A 17419-nucleotide genomic window follows, 5' to 3' on the forward strand; every position below is an offset into this window, starting at 1 on the left:
CTAGGCGGAATGGCCGCCATGCGCTCAGATCATGGCGCGTCGCGGCCACCCGATGGCGTCAGTAGGCGAGTTCCTTGAAGACCGGCTCCACCGAACGGTTCCAGGGGCCGGCATAGCGATCGAGCAGCACCTCGGCCGGTGCGCGGCCGGAAGCGAGGACCTCCTCGATGGGCACCAGGAACCGCGTTTCGTCGCGGCCCTGGCTGTCCAGCCGGCGGCGCCGCGCGAGGCCGGCGCGCGACAGCGCGACCGCGTCGCGCGCGACCTCGAGCACGCTGCGGCCGGCAATCCGCGCGCCGAGACCGAGGCGCGGAACCTCGTCGCGTAGGGTCTGGCGCTGCGCCTGTGTCCAGCCCGCGACGAGATCGAGCGCGCCCTGCAGGCTCTCGCGATCGTAAAGCAGACCGACCCAGAAGGCCGGCAGCGCGCACAATTCCGCCCAGGGCCCGGCATCCGCGCCGCGCATCTCCAGAAAGCGCTTCAGACGCACCTCGGGGAAGATGGTCGAAAGGTGGTTCACCCAGTCGGACAGCGTCGCGGTCTCGCCCAGCAGAGCGGGATGGCGGCCCGCCAGAAGATCGCGGAACGAGGAGCCGGCGACGTCGACATAGGCATCGCCGCGCTTGACGAAATACATCGGCACGTCGAGCGCATAATCGACATAGCGCTCGAAGCCCATGCCGGGCTCGAAGGCGAAGGGCAGCATGCCCGAGCGATCGGCATCGGTGTCCCGCCAGATCTCCGAGCGGAACGAGAGGAAGCCGTTCGGCTTGCCTTCGGAGAAGGGCGAATTGGCGAACAAGGCGGTGGCGATCGGCTGCAGCGCGAGGCTCGCGCGCAGCTTCCGCACCATGTCGGCCTCGGACGAGAAGTCGAGATTGACCTGCACGGTGCAGGTCCGGAACATCATGTCGAGGCCGAGCGAGCCGACCTTCGGCATGTAAGCGGCCATGATGCGGTAGCGCCCCTTCGGCATGACGGGGGTCTCGGACCGGCTCCATTTCGGGCTCATGCCGATGCCCAGAAAGCCGATGCCGAGCGGATCAGCCACCTGCCGCAGGGTCGAGAGATGGGTGTTGATCTCCGAGCAGGTCTCGTGGATCGAGGCGAGCGGCGCGCCGGACAATTCGAACTGGCCGCCCGGTTCCAGAGAGATCGCGCCCCCGCCGCGCGGATCGGACAGGCCGATCAGCGTCGTGCCCTCCAGGATCGGCTCCCAGCCACAGGCCGTCGCCATGCCCTCCAGGAGCGCGCGGATGCCCTTGTTGCCGTCATAGGGCACCGGCTCGTGGCGGCCGAGCGTGAAGGGGATCTTCTCGTGCTCGGTGCCGATCCGGAACATCTCCTCCGGCTTGTTCCCTTCCTCCAGCCAGGCGACGAGTTCGTCGCGGGAGCTTATCGGCGTAGCGTCCAACGTGTCGCGGGCCATGCGCGCGTCTTCCTTTGAGGGCACCGCCGAACCGAGCGGGCCGCGCTTTCGTATCGGGCGGAACCGCACGGGCCGGATCGTCCCGGGCCGCGGCGCCGTCCCCTATCCATGACGGACCCCGTCTTGCCGCCCGGATCGCAGCGCGATCCGGCCGGAACGGGCTCTTCGACTTCCGGCGGCGCATCCGCGCCGATGAAGGTGAAAGCCTGCGACTGCCCCGATTGGGTGCGGCCGGCAGCGCGCATGCTCAAGAACAAGGCGCGCGAACATACACGCCCGCGCCGCCGCCGCAAACGGGTCTGGATCATGCCGCAACGGCAGGCGAAAAGCCGCCTTTCAGCGAACCGCCGGCGGCCACACGGAGACGATGATCAGGACGGTGCGCGATGGTTCCGGGAGCACGCCCAATGGCCCGAAAACGCGAAGCGCGCGCGCACGTTCCGCGCCCCTCAGCCCGGCGCGATGCCCTCGGCCTTGCGTCTCTCTTCCTCGACCAATTCCTTTTTCGAGAGCTTGCCGACCAGCGTCTTGGGCAGACTTTCGCGGATCTCGACCTGCTTCGGCACCTCGACCTTGGACAATTGGGTCCGTAGAAAGGCGAGCAGTTCCTCGGGCGTGGCGCGGCTGCCTTCCCGCAAGGTGCAGAACGCCTTCGGCGCCTGACCGCGATAGGCGTCGGGCACCCCGATCGCCACCGCCTCCGCGACCGCAGGATGGAGATAGAGCGCCTCCTCGATCATGCGGGGATACACGTTGAAACCGCCGCACAGGATGACATCCTTGATGCGGTCGACCAGGAACAGATAGCCGTCTTCGTCGAGATAGCCGACATCGCCGGTGCGGAACGCACCTTCGATAAAGGCGGCTTCGCTCTCCTGCGGCGCGCGCCAATAGGCCCGCATCACCTGCGGCCCCCGCGCGCAAACCTCGCCCTTCTCGCCGACGCCCATCAGGCGGCGCGGATCGACGAGATCGCGAATCTCGATCACGGTGCCCGGCACCGGGGTGCCGACGGAGCCGTCCTTGATCACCCCGTTCGGCGGATTGGCGGTGAGCACCGGCGAGGTCTCGCTGAGCCCATAGCCCTCGACCAGCCGGCAGCCGCTCAGCGCCTCGAACCTTTGGCGCACCTCCGCCGGCAGCGGGGCGCCGCCGGAGACTCCGAGATGCAGCGAAGCGAGCTGCTCGGTGCGCAAGCCGGGGCAATTGGCGAGCGCCGCGAACAGGGTCGGCACGCCGGGAAACACCGTCGGCCGCTCGCGCGCGATGGTCGCGATCAAATCGGCGAGGTTGAAGCGCGGCACCAGAATGATCTCCGCCCCGATCATGATCGGAATGTTCATCACATTGGTCATGGCGAAGACGTGGAACAGCGGCAGCACACCCAGAATGCGCTCCGCGCCCTCGCGCAGGCACGCGACATGGCGGATCACCTGGATGGCATTGGCGCTGACATTCGCGTGGGTCAGCTGCGCGCCCTTGGGTATGCCGGTGGTGCCGCCGGTATATTGCAGCACCGCCAGATCGACGTCCGGCGCGATCTCGACCGGCTGCGGCCGGCCGACGCCGCGCACCAGATCCGCGAAGGTCAGATGGCGCCCGTCGTGCCGGTCGAAGACCGCTATCTCCTTGCGCTTGAAAAGTTCGAACCCGATTCCCTTCAGAAATGGCAGGATGCCGCGCATGGGGCAGACGATGATCGTCCGGAGCCCCGCCTGCTCCGCCACCGCCGCGACCCGGGCATGGATCGATTTGATGTCGAGCACGACCATGATGGTGGTGCCGGAATTGCGGATCTGTTTGTCGAGCTCGCGCTCGACATAAAGCGGGCTGTAATTGACAACCGTGCCGCCGGCCTTGAGCACCGCGAAATAGAAGATCACGGAATAGGGCGTGTTGGGCAGACACAGGCCGACCAGGCTCCCCTTCCCCACCCCGAGCCGCTGCAGCCCTGCCGCCACGCGGTCCACCAGGGCACCGGTCTCGGCATAGGTCCAGCGCCGGCCGAGAAAATTGAGGGCGGTGCGGGCGCCGTAACGCGCCACGCTCTGGTCCAGCAGATCGGCAACGGGGCAAGTGGCGATGGCCGAGGCATCGTTCGCGAGCATATTCCACCCTCCCGCGCGGAACCTTGAACCGGCGGCCGCGACCTTCGCCGCGGCCGCACCCGCCGCTGATCGGCGCTATTTTGTGACCAGGACGGTCTTCTGAATCGGCGCGTCGAACCGGTACCTTACGCCGACCGAGATGATATCCACATAGGCATCGCTGACGGTCGCGGCCAGCGATCCGCGCGTGGCATTCGCCGGGTCGGCGGGGCTGAGCGTGATGTTGCCGTCCTGCCCGAAAATGTGGGTATAAGCGAGATCGAGCGAGAGGTGCGGGGTCCAGGCATAGGTCAGGCCGGCCGAGACCCAGAAGCGGTCGCTGTCGGGCAGCCGCGGCGAGCGATGTTCGTCGTTGATCGGCGAGATTTCATAGGCGATGCCGGCGCGCAGCGTGAGCTGGGGGTCCCACTGATATTCGACGCCGCCGGAGAAGAACCAGCCGTCGTTCCACTGCAGATTCAGCACGGACGGGGTCGATTTGACCGGCTGGATCACGAGTTGCTGGACGGTCGACCAATTCGTCCATTCCACCGTGCCGAGCAGGGTCCAGCGCGGATCGATCTGCGAGCGCAGGCTGGCGGTGATCTGGTCCGGAAGGGTCAAGTCGGCATTGGTCGCCAGCGTCGCGACCGTGATGCCGGCGGCATTGTCGAGCGTGGTGAGACCATCGAGCGTCTGATCGATGAAGGAGCGATAGCCGACGCCCAGCGTGGTTCCCGGCATCAGGGTGAACAGCGCCCCGAGGGAGAAGCCGTAGCCCATGTCCGACCCGTTCACCGCGGCCGAGCCCTGCGGATAGGTCGGCGGCCCCCCGAGCATCTGCGCATTGGTCAGCCGCGCATCGATATAATTGGCGTTCACGCCGGCTCCGAGCGTGAGCCAGTCGGTGACCTTGAACGCCACCTGCGCGCCGACATTGAGATCGAAGATGCGATTGTAGCAGCCATAATAGCGCCCCGCCCAATTGCAGGGGGCGTCGGTCACCAGGCCGAACGGCGCGTTCAGCGACAGGCCGACGGCCACCCGGTCCCAGGCATAGGTCGCATAGCCGGTCGGAATGGCGCCGTTGTCGACGATGTTGCCGACCCCGAGCGGGCCGAGATTGGTGCCGAGCGGGCCGCGCGCCGAGACGATGTCGATCGAGGCATGCGGCGCGATGTAGGAGATATTGCCCTCGACCTGCATGCCGGGCACGAAGCTGACCGCCGCCGGGTTCCAATACATCGAGGCGAGGCCGGCGCCGCCGGCCGCATTCCCCGCGAACGACATGCCCTGATAATAGGAACTCTGCTCGCGCAGGCCGAACCCGCCCGCCTGCGCCTCGCCCACCAGCCCCGGCAGCGCCGCTGAGGCGAGCAGGAGCGAGGGCAGAGCGCGCCGCACGGCGCGCATGGATGTGCCGGTATCGATCATTTCCGCCCCCTGACCTTGGCGCTTCCTCCGACGGAGCGACCCGATGACGTCCGTCTGACGCTCTTATTGGTTCGCTCCATCTCCTATACGTCAGCATGCCCCAACGGCTTTCCGGGTCAACGGACATTTCTTGCGATCCCCAGGAATGACCTATGGGTGTGGCACCTTTGCCACGACCGTGGCAGTTGCCCGGGGACTTTCGCAAACAACGGTGCCGGAAATACATCTGGATTTCAGAACGGGCCTCGGCCACGACCTGTCCGTCGCCGAATTTTGCATTGCACCATCGCGCACAACGCGATTTTGCCCTGCATTATTCCGACCTGCATCGCAATCACCCCCGAATTCGTCGAACCTCCAGCTCTTGCGAGCCCGGGGAGAAGGTGTATCTTAAGTGCGGACTTATGACGTATAGGTAAGGCTGTGATGGCGACTGCCAAGCGAAACGTGCCAGGCGCGCTCACCGACACTTTCTTCACCGTCACCGAACTCGCGCGCGATCTCGGCGTCACGGCGCGGACCATCCGCTTTTACGAGGATAAGGGGCTGATCGCGCCGCGCCGCGCCGGCACGATCCGGGTCTATACCCGCCGCGACCGGGCGCGCATGGTGCTGATCCTGCGCGGCAAGCGCCTCGGCTTCAGCCTGCGTGAGATCAAGGAATATCTCGATCTCTACGACGTCGACCCGACCCAGAGCGAACAGAACCGCCTTCTGCTGAAGAAGGTGCGCGACCGGCTGGCTTCGCTCGAAGACCAGCGCATCGCGCTGGAGGAGACGATCCTGGAGTTGAAGGAGGTCGAAGCCCAGACCCTCGCGGCGCACCAAAACGGCAAGCCGACGCGCAAGGCGGCCGGCTGAGGATCATCCGCCCGTCGTCATCGCCCCGCAGGATCGCCGCGGCGCGCATCAACCAGAACAAGGCCCCATGGCAGGAGACCCCATGCAGAACGTTGTCATCGCGGGATATGCCCGCTCGCCGTTCGCCCCCGCCAAGCGCGGCGCCCTCGCCCGCGTGCGTCCGGACGACCTCGCCGCCCAGGTGGTGCGCGAATTGATCGCCCGGACCGGCGTGAAGCCGGAGGACATCGAGGACCTCATCCTGGGCTGCGCCTTTCCCGAGGCCGAGCAGGGCTTCAACCTCGCGCGCCTCGTCGGCATGCTCGCCGAACTCCCGCAATCGGTGGCGGGCGTCACGGTGAACCGCTTCTGCGGCTCGTCGATGCAGGCCATCCACATGGCCGCGGGCCAGATCCAGCTCGGTGCGGGCGAGGTCTTCGTGTGCGCCGGCGTCGAGAGCATGAGCCGCGTGCCGATGACCGGCTTCAACCCGATGCCGAACCCGGCGCTCCACGCGCACAATCCCGCCGCTTATATGGCGATGGGCGACACCGCCGAAAATGTCGCGCGCAAATGGCAGATCACCCGCGCCGACCAGGACGCTTTCGCGCTGGAGAGCCACCGCAAAGCGGCGGAAGCGCAGGCGCAGGGCCGGCTCGATGCGGAGATCGTCGCGATCGCGGCGAACGGCAAGAGCGTCGACAAAGACGGCTGCATCCGCGCCGAGACCACCGCCGAAGACCTCGCCAATCTCAAACCCGCCTTCGACCAGAACGGCTCGGTCACCGCCGGCACCTCCTCCCCCCTCACCGACGGCGCCTCCGCGGTCCTGATCTGCACCGAGGCCTATGCCGAGAAGAACGGGCTGGAGCCCCTCGCCCGCCTGCGCGGCGTCGCGGTCGCCGGCTGCGCGCCGGAAATCATGGGCATCGGTCCGGTCGCCGCCACGCGCAAGGCGCTGGCGCGGTCGGACATCGAGATCGGTGACATCGAAATCGTGGAACTCAACGAGGCGTTCGCGTCCCAGGCGCTCGCCTGCGCCCGCGAACTCGGGATCCGGGACGAGACGCTGAACCGCGACGGCGGGGCCATCGCCCTCGGCCATCCGCTCGGCGCCACCGGCGCGCGCATCGTCGGCAAGGCGGCCGCGCTGCTGAAGCGGGAGGGCGGCCGCTATGCCCTCGCCACCCAGTGCATCGGCGGCGGCCAGGGCATCGCCACCATTCTCGAGCGGGTGTGAGGCGGCGATGAGCGAGAACGGACAGGCCGGGAAGCCCGCAAAGACCCGCGACATCCGCAAGGTCGCCGTCATCGGCGCCGGCGTCATGGGCGCCGGCATCGCGGCGCAGGTGGCCAATGCGGGAATCGAGACGCTGCTGCTCGACATCGTCCCGGAAGGCGCGGACGACCGCAGCGCCATCGCCAAAGGCGCCATCGCGAAGCTGGAAAAGGCCGAGCCCGCCGCCTTCATGGCGAAGCGCAATGCGCGCCTCGTCGTGCCGGGAAACATCGAGGACGATCTCGAAAAGCTCGCCGCGTGCGACTGGATCATCGAGGCCGTGGTGGAGCGGCTGGACGTCAAGCAGGCGCTCTATGCCCGGATCGATGCGGCGCGCGCGCCCGGCACGCCGGTCTCCTCCAACACCTCGACCATCCCTCTCGGCGATCTCACGCGCGGCCTGCCGGACGGCTTCCGGCGCGATTTCCTGATCACCCATTTCTTCAATCCGCCGCGCTACATGCGGCTGCTGGAAGTGGTGGCCGGGCCGGAGACCGATCCCGCGAGCCTCGCCCGCGTCTCGGCCTTCGCCGACCTCAAGCTCGGCAAGACCGTGGTGCCCTGCAAGGACACGCCCGGTTTCATCGCCAACCGCCTCGGCACCTATTGGCTGCAGGCCGCGGTGATCGAAGCGCTCGATCTCGGCCTGAGCGTCGAGGAGGCGGACGCCGTGATGGGCCGGCCGTTCGGCTTCCCCAAGACCGGCGTGTTCGGCCTTCTCGATCTGGTCGGCCTCGACCTCATGCCGCACGTTCAGGGCAGCCTGAAGCGTGCGCTGCCGGCCGACGATCCGTTCCATGCCGTGCTGCGCGACGTGCCTTTGATCGAGGAAATGATCCGCACCGGCTATACCGGCCGCAAGGGCAAAGGCGGCTTCTACCGCCTCAACCGCGCCGATGGCGGCAAGGTGAAGGAGGCTATCGACCTTTCGAGCGGGGCATACCGCACGGAAGAAAAGGCGGCGCTGCCCGAGGGCGCGGAGAAGGATCTCGCCGCTTTGATCGGCGCCCCGGTGCCGATGGGGCGGTATGCCTGGCGGGTGCTCGGCCGCACCCTCGCTTACGCCGCGCGGCTGGTGCCGGAGGCTGCCGACGACATCGTCGCCATCGATGAGGCCATGCGCCTCGGCTACAATTGGAAATGGGGACCGTTCGAGCTGATCGACCGGATCGGCGCCGCCGCGCTCATCGCCCGCCTGAAGCAGGACGGCGCGGACATCCCGCCGCTTCTGGCGCTGGCGGAGAGTCAGCCCTTCTACCGGGTCGCGGACGGCACGCGGCAATATCTCGGCGTCGATGGGGTGTATCGCGACATCGTGCGACCGGAGGGCGTGCTGCTGCTCGCCGACATCAAGCTGAAGACCGCCCCCGTGCTGAAGAACGGATCGGCGGCACTGTGGGATATCGGCGACGGCGTGCTCTGCCTGGAATTCACCAGCAAGGGCAACTCGCTCGACGACGGCATTATCGGTCTGCTCGGCAAGGCGCTGAAGCTGGTGAAGGAGAAGCACAAGGCGCTCGTGATCTATAACGAGGGCACCAATTTCTCCGTCGGCGCCAATCTCGGCCTCGCGCTCTTCGCCTGCAACATCGCCGCCTTCGGCGAGGTGGAGAAGCTCGTCTCGACCGGGCAGAAGGTCTATCAGGACCTCAAATACGCGCCCTTCCCGGTGGTCGCGGCGCCCGCCGGCATGGCGCTCGGCGGCGGCTGCGAACTGCTGCTGCATTCGAGCGCCGTCCAGGCCCACGCCGAGAGCTATATCGGCCTCGTCGAATGCGGCGTCGGCCTCATTCCCGGCTGGGGCGGCTGCAAGGAGATGCTGACGCGCTGGCAGGCCGAGCCGTCCATGCCCAAAGGACCGATGCCGGCGCCCTCCAAGGTGTTCGAGACCGTATCTGTCGCAACCGTGTCGAAGTCCGCCGCCGAGGCCAAGGACCTGCTGTTCCTGCGCGCCGGCGACGGCATCACCATGAACCGGGACCGGCTGCTCGCCGACGCGAAGGCCCGCGCCCTCGCTATGGTGGAGGCCTATGCGCCGCCGAAGCCGGTGGACCTCACCTTGCCCGGCCCCTCGGGCAAGACCGCCATGGTGATGGCGGCCGAGGGCTTCCACCGCCGCGGCGTCGCGACCAAGCACGACCTCGTCGTTGCGGACGCGCTGGCGACCGTTCTGTCCGGCGGCAAGGCCGACCATATCGAGCCGGTGACGGAGGCGCAGATCCTGGAGCTGGAGCGCGAGAGCTTCATGCGCCTCATCCGCACCCATGCCACGCTGGCGCGCATCGAGCACACGCTGGAAACCGGCCGGCCGCTGCGCAACTGAGCCTGCGCCTCGCGCGCTCCGCGCGGGGCCGCCCCCACCGCAAAGACACTCGGGAGACGCCGCCATGCAGGTCTATCAGCCCCCGCTTCGCGACATGCGGTTCGTGCTGCACGAACTGCACGGATCCGACACGCTGAAGGACATGAAGGGCCTGTCGGAGATCACGCCGGACCTGATCGACGCCGTGCTGGAAGAGGCCGCCAAGCTGGTGACCGAGGTGCTCGCGCCGCTGAATGCGTCGGGCGACACCGAGGGCTGCACCTATGAGAACGGCGTGGTGCGCACGCCGAAAGGCTTCAAGGACGCCTACCGCACCTATGTGGAAGGCGGCTGGAACGGCATCGCCTGCGATCCCGAATGGGGCGGCCAGGGCCTGCCCGCGAGCGTGACCAAGCTCATCGAGGAGATGATGTGCTCGGCCAATCTCGCCTTCGGCCTCTATCCCGGCCTGACCCACGGGGCGTATGTCGCGCTCTCCCACCACGCCCCGCAGGAACTGAAGGCGCGCTTCCTGCCGAAGATGGTGGAAGGCACCTGGTCCGGCACGATGTGCCTGACCGAGCCGCATTGCGGCACCGATCTCGGTTTGCTGCGCACCCGCGCCGAGCCGCAGCCCGACGGCTCCTATGCCATCACCGGCAACAAGATCTTCATTTCGGCCGGCGAGCACGATCTCACCGAGAACATCGTCCATCTGGTGCTCGCGCGCCTGCCGGACGCGCCCAAGGGCATCAAGGGGATCAGCCTGTTCCTGGTGCCGAAATTCCTGCCCGGCCCCGACGGCCGCCCCGGCATGCGCAACGGCGTGATGTGCACCGGGATCGAGCACAAGATGGGCATCCATGGCTCATCGACCTGCCAGATGTCGTTCGACGGCGCCACCGGATGGCTGGTCGGCGAGCCCCACAAGGGCATGCGGGCGATGTTCTCGATGATGAATTCCGAGCGCCTGTCGGTCGGAACCCAGGGCCTCGGGGTCGGCGAGGCCGCCTATCAGAGCGCCGTCGCCTATGCCCGCGAGCGGCTTCAGGGCCGCGCCTTGTCCGGCGCGAAGCATCCCGATCTGCCGGCCGACCCGATCATCGTCCATCCCGACGTGCGCCGCACCCTGATGACCATGCGGGCCTATAATGAGGGCTGCCGCGCGCTCGCCGGCTGGGTGTCGCGCAATCTCGATCTGATGGAGCGCTCCGAGGATCCGGAGGAACGCCGGACGGCCGAGGACTTCACCGCTTTGATGACGCCGATCGTCAAGGCGCTGTTCACCGATCTCGGCTTCCTCAACGCCTCGCTCGGGATGCAGGTCTATGGCGGACACGGCTACATCCGCGACCACGGCATGGAGCAATATGTCCGCGACGCCCGGATCGCCATGATCTATGAGGGCACCAACGGCATCCAGGCGCTCGATCTCGTCGGGCGGAAGCTGCCGGCCCATACCGGCCGCTATCTGCGGGCCTTCTTCCATCCGGTCCTCGATTTCATCGACGCCCATCTCGACCACGAAGTGGTCGGCCCGCTGGTCGGGCCGCTCGGCAAGGCGTTCGGCGCGCTCCAGCTCGCAACCGGCTTCATCGCCGAGAAAGGCCTCAGGGACCCCGACGAAGCGGGCGCCGCCGCGACCGAATATCTCCGGCTCTTCGGCGTGGTCGCGCTCGGCTATATGTGGGCGCGCATGGCGAAGGTGGCAGCCGAAAAGCGGGTCGAACCCGGCGCGGACACTGCGTTCTACGATGCCAAGATCGCCACCGCCCGATTCTATATGGACCGCCTCCTGCCCGAGGCCGCGGCGCTCTGGGGCGCCATCAAAGCCGGAAAATCGAGCATGATGGCGCTCGACCCCGCCCAATTCTGACACTCGCACCCCGCGCAGTCGCCCGAAAGGATCCCATGGCCGACACCGCCTCCCTCATCGAAGCCCTCCAGGCGCGCGCCGACGCGCTGTCCGGCCTCGGCCACCGCATCCGCTTCGACCTGACGGACGTGAAGGATTCGATCCTGCTCGACGCGACCGGCGCCACCGCGGACATCAGCGCCGGCCCTGGAGAGGCGGAAGCCGTCCTCACCCTGTCCACCGACACCCTGGACAAGCTCATCACCGGCCGGATCGGCCCGATGATGGCGTTCTCCACCGGCCGGCTCCGCGTCGAGGGCTCGCAGGGCGTTGCGCTCAAGCTTGCCGGACTGCTGGACGGATAACGGCAACCCTTGCGTGTGGCCGACCCGATGCCGGCGCAACAATCCGTTGCAGAAAAGGCGCCGCTCTTAATCAAAAACTGGCCTATCGGAGCGTTTACTTTGGGGTTTGAACAAGCGGCGACGTGACGGCCAGGATCTGCAGCATCGCGCCAAAGACGTGACGTTCACGCAACGGACGCCCTTCTTTAAGGCTGCCTGCATATCCTTAATTTAATGATTTCTAATCCGTTTGAAACGGCGATCCGGGCTGGCAACCGGCGGGCGCGGTGCTATGTTCGTGCCGCGGTGAGGAACGATACCCCCGCTTGGAGAGAAAGCCATGAAATCAGTGATTTACGGCGCGCTGATCGCTTTGGTCGGCGCCGTCGGGCTGGCCAACGCGCAGAGCGCCAAGCCGGCCGGAGCCGAGGAAATGAAGCCGGCGAACTGGTTGTTCGTCCAGGTCGCGGATTCCGTCACGGTCGACGGCAACACCCTCACCCTCAAGGGTGTGGCGCCGCAGACCCTGATGTTCACGGATCGCCCGGAGCGGATGACCGGCGATGCGCCGACCCCCGCTTTCGTCAAGTTCTGGACCACCGGCAAGAGCGACTTCGAGAAGGATCCGCCGAACGCGACCCTCGCGGTCACCGTGGACGGCAAGCCTGCCACGGCCGTGGTCGAGCTGACCAACCCGGTGCTGAACGGCGATTCGCTGACCTATACGTTCAAGGTTCTGGGCGGCGACCCGCCGAAGAACGGCACCAATCCCAGCCTGTTCATCGATTGGTGGTATGGGCCGGGCTACGGGCCGGGACCCTATTGGGGCCACGGCTATTGCTGGCGCGGGCCGTATGGCGGCCTTCACTGCCGTCCCGGCTGGTGATCCGCCGGCCGGCGATTTTCCGGCCCGGATCGTCTGATCCGAAGACCCCGCCCCATCCGGGCGGGGTTTTTTTGTCCGCGTGCGCGGCGACACGGGTTTTATCGCACCGGCGGCCTAACCTGCGAGCTGAATCAGGCGGTCGAGGGCCTGCGCATCGCCCAAGGCCGCCGCCTTCTCTTTCGCGGTGAGCGCGCGGACCGCGCTGGCGAAGTCCCGCGCATCCTCGATCTTGGCGCGCGCCACGAGGCGCTCCGGGCTGTGGTCGCCCGGCGGCCGCGCGCCGCCGAAGGGCAGAAAGGCGCGGTGGGCGGCAGCAAGCTCGGGATCACGCACCAGCCGGGTCACGGCATCCTCCTCGCGCGCCTCGCGGCTCAGTTCCACCACGAGCTCCGCCGCCCGCAGCACGATGCGCGGCGGATCGCGTTCCTCCGGCACGACCAGGAGCCCCAGCCGCCGTGCCGCCATTCCGAGGTCCCGCCGGGCGGTCAGAGCCGCCAGGGGGACCGACAGGACGAGCCCGAGAATGACCGGGCTCATCCACCAGAACAGCGGCGCCGCGATCAGATAGGCGAGGACGCCGAGCAGGATGCCGAGCAGGCAATGCCCGCCATAGCGCCCGACAATGTCGCCGAACGGCACGCTGCCGTCGTCGCGGCGCTGCGGCTGCCACCCGGAATCGCGGCCGGCCAGGATCCCGACGACCCCGCCCGACTGCACCAGCATCATGACCGGGGCGATCAGCCCCGACAGAAGCGTCTCCAGCAGAAGGCCGAAAAATCCCGCCACCCCGCCAAAGCCACGACGCCGCCTGCCGTCGAACAGCATCAGGACATAGGCGATGAGCTTCGGAGCCAGCAGAAGCCCCATCGTCCCCGCGAAAACCCAGGCCGCGCGTACCGGATCCTGTGCCGGCCAACTTGGAAACAGGGAGAACCCGTCCGGGAAGTAATTGGGCGGCACGTAACGCCCCTGGAGCGAGATCAGCAGTCCGACGAACAGCATGGCGAGCCAGAGCGGCGCCGTGATGTAGCTGCCGATCCCGGTCAACAGATGCAGCCGGCTGACGAAAGCGAGCCCGCGGGCCGGAAGCACCGCCGCATGCTGGAGATTGCCCTGGCACCAACGGCGGTCGCGCACCGCGAGATCGGTGATCGAGGGCGGCCCCTCCTCGTAGCTGCCCTCCAGCCCCGGCGCCATATGCACCGCCCAGCCGGCCCGCCGCATCAGCGCCGCTTCGATGAAGTCGTGCGAGAGGATGTGGCCGCCGAACGGTTTTCGTCCCCTCAAATGGGGCAAGCCGGCCGCTTCCGCAAAGGCGCGGGTGCGGATGATGGCGTTGTGGCCCCAATAATTGCTGTCCGGGCCGTGCCACCAGGCGAGCCCGTGCGCGAGAAGCGGACCATAGAGCCGGCCGGCGAATTGCTGCGCCCGCGCGAACAGGGTGCGGCCGCCGACGATCGCGGGCAGGGTCTGGATCAGACCGGCCTCGGGATGCCGCTCCATGGCGTCGGCGAGGCGCACGATGCTCTCGCCGGTCATCAGGCTGTCGGCGTCGAGCACCAGCATATGATCATAGGCGCCGCCGAACCGCGTCACCCATTCGGCGATGTTGCCGGCCTTGCGGTCGATGTTGCGCGGCCGCCGCCGGTAGAAGATCCGCCCTGCCCCGTCGAGCCGCGCCCGCAGCGCGAGATAGCCGGCCTCCTCCTGCACCCAGACGTCGGCATCCGTGGTGTCGGAAAGGATGAACACGTCGAAATGGCCGATGCGGCCGGTCTCGGCGAGGGATTCGCAGGTGGCCTGAAGGCCGGCCAGTACCCGGTGCGGGGTCTCGTTATAGGTCGGCATCAGCAGCGCGGTGCGGCGCGTCAGCTGCGGAAGGGGGGCGTCGGGGTCGATCCCCAGCTGTCCCCCGCCGCGCCGCAGCACGGTGAAGACGCCGCCGATGGCGCTGGTGAAGGAGAAGGCGATCCAGGCGGACAGCACGACGAACAGGCCGAGCACGATGCCTTCCAGCCAGGACAAGGCGCCCACCGAGAGAACGAGATACATCTCATAGGCCGCGAAGGCCGCCAGCCCGACGGCGCCGCCGATCACGAACAGGCGGCGGAGCCAGATCCCGAGCGGGGCCGCGGTCAGCGGCCCCGATCGCACCGGGCGATGCGCCAGCCCCTGGATCGGCATGGCGAGCGGCGTCTCCGCGGGCAAAGCCGGCACGATGGCGCGGCGCGGCGGTGCGGGCGGTGGCAGATGGGCCTCGGCGCGCGCTAGGCTCTCCATCGATAGACCCACACCTCGGAGACCACCTGTGCGTCGCGCATCAATTGGGCGCGCAATTCCGCGGTCCCCTCGCCCTGCGGCGGGTCCAGCACGAAGGACAGGCGTGCGCCGCCGATCTCGGCATTGGGCTGGAGCACCACGTCGCGCACCGTGCCGGCACTGGTGGACACCTCGGCCCGCAGGGCCTTCATGTCGCCGGCAGCGATCGTCTCCCCCACCAGATCGACCACGAACAGCCGGCTGTCCCCGACGCGTCCGGTTCGCGTCGTGCCGAAGCGGGCGAGCCGCGTCGGGTCCGGATTGTCCCAGCCCCAGTGCAGCCGATAGGTGTAGGAATATTCCCCGCCTTTGCGGAGCGGATCCTTGGGCCGCCAGAACGCGACGATGTTGTCGTGGATTTCTTCGCGGGTCGGAATCTCGATCAAATGGACCGCGCCCTGCCCCCAATCGCCGATCGGCTCGACCCAGACGCTGGGGCGCTTTTCATAGCGGGCCTCGAGGTCCTGATAATCGAAGAAGGAGCGCTGGCGCTGCATCAGGCCGAAGCCGCGCATATTGGTATCGACGAACACCGAGAATTCCAGCCGGGACGGATTCTGCAGCGGCCGCCACAGCCGCTCGCCGCGCCCGTTGCTGATCGCCAGCGCCTCGGCATCGCACACCATGGGGCGGAAATCGTCGACCCCGTCGCGGTCGTTGGGACCGAAGAAGAACATCGAGGTCAGCGTTCCGATGCCCGCCTGGTCAATGTCGACGCGCGGAAACAGCGTCATCTCGATCGCCATATTGGTGCTCTGGCCGGGACGGATCGTGAAGCGGAAAGCGGCGGTGGCGCTCTGGCTGTCGAGCAGGGCGTGCAGCACGATGGAATCGCCGCCCTGCCGCGGGCGCTCGATCCAATAGGCGACGAAGAGCGGGAATTCCTCCCCCGCCGGGTCGCCGGTCTTCAGCGAGAGGCCGCGCGCCGACGAGCCATAGACCTGGCCTTTCGCCACTGCGCGGAAATAGCTCGCCCCCTGGAAGGCGGCGACCTCGTCGAAATAGTCCGGCGAGTTCATCGGCGCGTGCAGGCGGAAACCGGAAAAGCCGAGCGCGGCATCCTTCGGATCGGGCGCCGCGACCCCGTGCTCGAACCGGAAAAGATCGGGCGAATAGGCGAGCGGGCGCGCCTGCCCGTCCGCGACGAGATAGATGTCCACCTTCTCCCGAAACAGAAACCCCCGGTGCATCAATTGCACCTGGAACGGCAGGTCCTCGCCGCGCCAGACCGCACGCTCGCCGTTGAAGCGGATGTTGCGGTAATCGTCATAGCTCAGCTTTTCGAGCTGGCCGGGGAGCTTCTGGTCGGGCGCGCGGAACGGCTTCTGCGCACGCTCACGGGCAAGCTGCCGCACGGAATAGGCATCGAACGGCACCGGCGGTGCGGCGCCCTGGCGGTCTCCGGCCGGCCTGTCCTGCGCCTCCGCCCTCTCGATCACATTCTGCCAGAACGGATAGCCGAGCGCGCCCGCCACGGGCAGAAGGGCGGCAGCCTGGACGAACGAGCGGCGGCGCATACTGAAATCTCTTCGATGAGGGCCTGCGGGCGCCTGGAGCCGGATATACAAACCGGCATGCCGGGCGCGGTGCCTCAGCTTAACGGTGCCGCGATCGAACGGTTCCCGAGATCGGGCGCAGCAAAGCGCGGTCAGAAATGGCTGTAGCTGCCGACGCCGAACTGGAGCGGATCGCCCGCCGCATCGAGCACGTCGAGCCCTCGGCCGACGCAGGTCTCGCCGATCACGCAGACCGGGATGCCGAGGGCGAGCGCCTCTTCGGCGAAGGCCGGCAGAGCCGCCACCGGAAGGACCGCCGCGATCTCGTAATCGTCGCCCCCGGTCAGGGCCGTGCGCAGAAGATCGGGCTCCGCCGCGACGGCCGCCGCGGCAGCGGCGGAGAGGGGCACGTCGGAACTGGTGATCCATCCGCCGCATCCCGAGGCGACGAGCAGCTTCGCAACGTCGCCGACGAGCCCGTCCGACACGTCCATCGCGGCGGCGGCATAGCTGCGCAGGAGCGGCGCCAAAGCGAGCCGCGGCTGGGGATGGAGATAGCGATCCGACAAATGCCCGCGCTGGGTCTCGATCAGCGAGAGGAAGCCGAAGCGGCCCGGCTCCTGGCGCAGCTTCAGGCCGAGCGCGGCATCGCCGATGGTCCCTGAGACGATGATCGCCTGACCCGGCCGCGCTCCGGTGCGCGGCACGAACTCCCCCCGCGGCACGGTTCCGAGGGCGGTGACGCTGAGGGTGAGCGGCCCCGGCGTGCGCACCGTGTCGCCGCCGAGGATCGGGCAACCATAGGCCGCGACATCGGCGCCGAGCCCGTCAAAGAACGCCTCGAGCCAGGCCTCGTCCGCCTCGCGCGGCAGAGCCAGAGCGAGGAAAGCGCCGAACGGCACGGCTCCCTTTGCGGCGAGGTCGGACAGATTGACCCGCAGCGCCTTCTGCGCGATCGCGCCGGGCGGATCGTCGGCGAAGAAATGGACCCCCGCCACCAGCGCATCCTTGGTGACGACGAGGTCCGTACCGGCGGGCGGCGCGATCAAAGCGGCGTCGTCGCGCAGGCCGAGGGCGGCCGGGTGGGCCGCGAGCGGGCGGAGGAAGCGGGCGATGAACCGGTCTTCGCCCGAGTCTCCGTCCTCCAT

At 67.8% G+C, this 17419-nt stretch carries 12 protein-coding genes; 6 read left to right on the forward strand and 6 right to left on the reverse strand.

All coding sequences use genetic code 11. The features are described 5' to 3' along the window. Positions 1-58: 58 nt before the first annotated feature. The 3 genes from EDC64_RS14230 to EDC64_RS14240 all read right to left on the reverse strand — a co-directional run bounded on the left by EDC64_RS14230 (position 59) and on the right by EDC64_RS14240 (position 4950). Entirely contained in the window at positions 59-1429 is a 1371-nt protein-coding gene (locus EDC64_RS14230) for a glutamate--cysteine ligase (RefSeq protein WP_132032473.1), read from the reverse strand. Positions 1430-1878: 449 nt separating this feature from the next. Further along, the gene (locus EDC64_RS14235) at positions 1879-3537 is read right to left on the reverse strand and encodes a long-chain-fatty-acid--CoA ligase (RefSeq protein ID WP_132032475.1); all 1659 of its coding nucleotides are present in this window, start codon (positions 3535-3537) and stop codon (positions 1879-1881) included. A 75-nt stretch (positions 3538-3612) separates the two neighbouring features. Continuing rightward, complete coding sequence (locus EDC64_RS14240) at positions 3613-4950, reverse strand: OmpP1/FadL family transporter (RefSeq protein WP_132032477.1); 1338 nt, start codon at positions 4948-4950, stop codon at positions 3613-3615. A gap of 426 nt (positions 4951-5376) precedes the next feature. Here EDC64_RS14240 and EDC64_RS14245 point away from each other — a divergent pair, with 426 nt between their 5' ends. The 6 genes from EDC64_RS14245 (at position 5377) to EDC64_RS14270 (ending at position 12456) form a co-directional block, all read left to right on the forward strand. After that, positions 5377-5811 (forward strand): MerR family transcriptional regulator, encoded by a 435-nt coding sequence (locus tag EDC64_RS14245; protein ID WP_132032479.1) that lies wholly within the window; start codon positions 5377-5379, stop codon positions 5809-5811. Between the two features lie 82 nt (positions 5812-5893). Next, positions 5894-7030 (forward strand): thiolase family protein, encoded by a 1137-nt coding sequence (locus EDC64_RS14250; protein WP_132032481.1) that lies wholly within the window; start codon positions 5894-5896, stop codon positions 7028-7030. Positions 7031-7037: 7 nt separating this feature from the next. After that, positions 7038-9392, forward strand: a complete 2355-nt coding sequence (locus tag EDC64_RS14255) for a 3-hydroxyacyl-CoA dehydrogenase/enoyl-CoA hydratase family protein (RefSeq protein WP_132032483.1) — start codon at positions 7038-7040, stop codon at positions 9390-9392. A gap of 64 nt (positions 9393-9456) precedes the next feature. After that, entirely contained in the window at positions 9457-11247 is a 1791-nt protein-coding gene (locus tag EDC64_RS14260; RefSeq protein WP_132032485.1) for an acyl-CoA dehydrogenase C-terminal domain-containing protein, read from the forward strand. Positions 11248-11282: 35 nt separating this feature from the next. Continuing rightward, complete coding sequence (locus EDC64_RS14265; protein ID WP_132032487.1) at positions 11283-11591, forward strand: SCP2 sterol-binding domain-containing protein; 309 nt, start codon at positions 11283-11285, stop codon at positions 11589-11591. A gap of 319 nt (positions 11592-11910) precedes the next feature. After that, a complete protein-coding gene (locus EDC64_RS14270; RefSeq protein WP_132032489.1) occupies positions 11911-12456 on the forward strand; it encodes a hypothetical protein in 546 nt (181 codons plus the stop codon). A 114-nt stretch (positions 12457-12570) separates the two neighbouring features. Here EDC64_RS14270 and mdoH read toward each other — a convergent pair whose 3' ends face one another. The 3 genes from mdoH to thiL form a co-directional block, all read right to left on the reverse strand. Further along, positions 12571-14736 (reverse strand): glucans biosynthesis glucosyltransferase MdoH, encoded by a 2166-nt coding sequence (mdoH, locus tag EDC64_RS14275; protein WP_132032491.1) that lies wholly within the window; start codon positions 14734-14736, stop codon positions 12571-12573. Beyond that, a complete protein-coding gene (locus EDC64_RS14280; protein ID WP_132032493.1) occupies positions 14724-16292 on the reverse strand; it encodes an OpgD/OpgG family glucan biosynthesis protein in 1569 nt (522 codons plus the stop codon). The genes mdoH and EDC64_RS14280 overlap by 13 nt, the downstream gene beginning before the upstream one ends. A 131-nt stretch (positions 16293-16423) precedes the next feature. Beyond that, positions 16424-17419 carry a thiamine-phosphate kinase gene (thiL, locus tag EDC64_RS14285; protein WP_132032495.1) on the reverse strand — a complete coding sequence of 332 codons (996 nt, stop codon included), beginning with the start codon at positions 17417-17419 and terminating at the stop codon, positions 16424-16426.

Source organism: Aquabacter spiritensis (assembly GCF_004346185.1).
Taxonomy (GTDB): Bacteria; Pseudomonadota; Alphaproteobacteria; order Rhizobiales; family Xanthobacteraceae; genus Aquabacter; species Aquabacter spiritensis.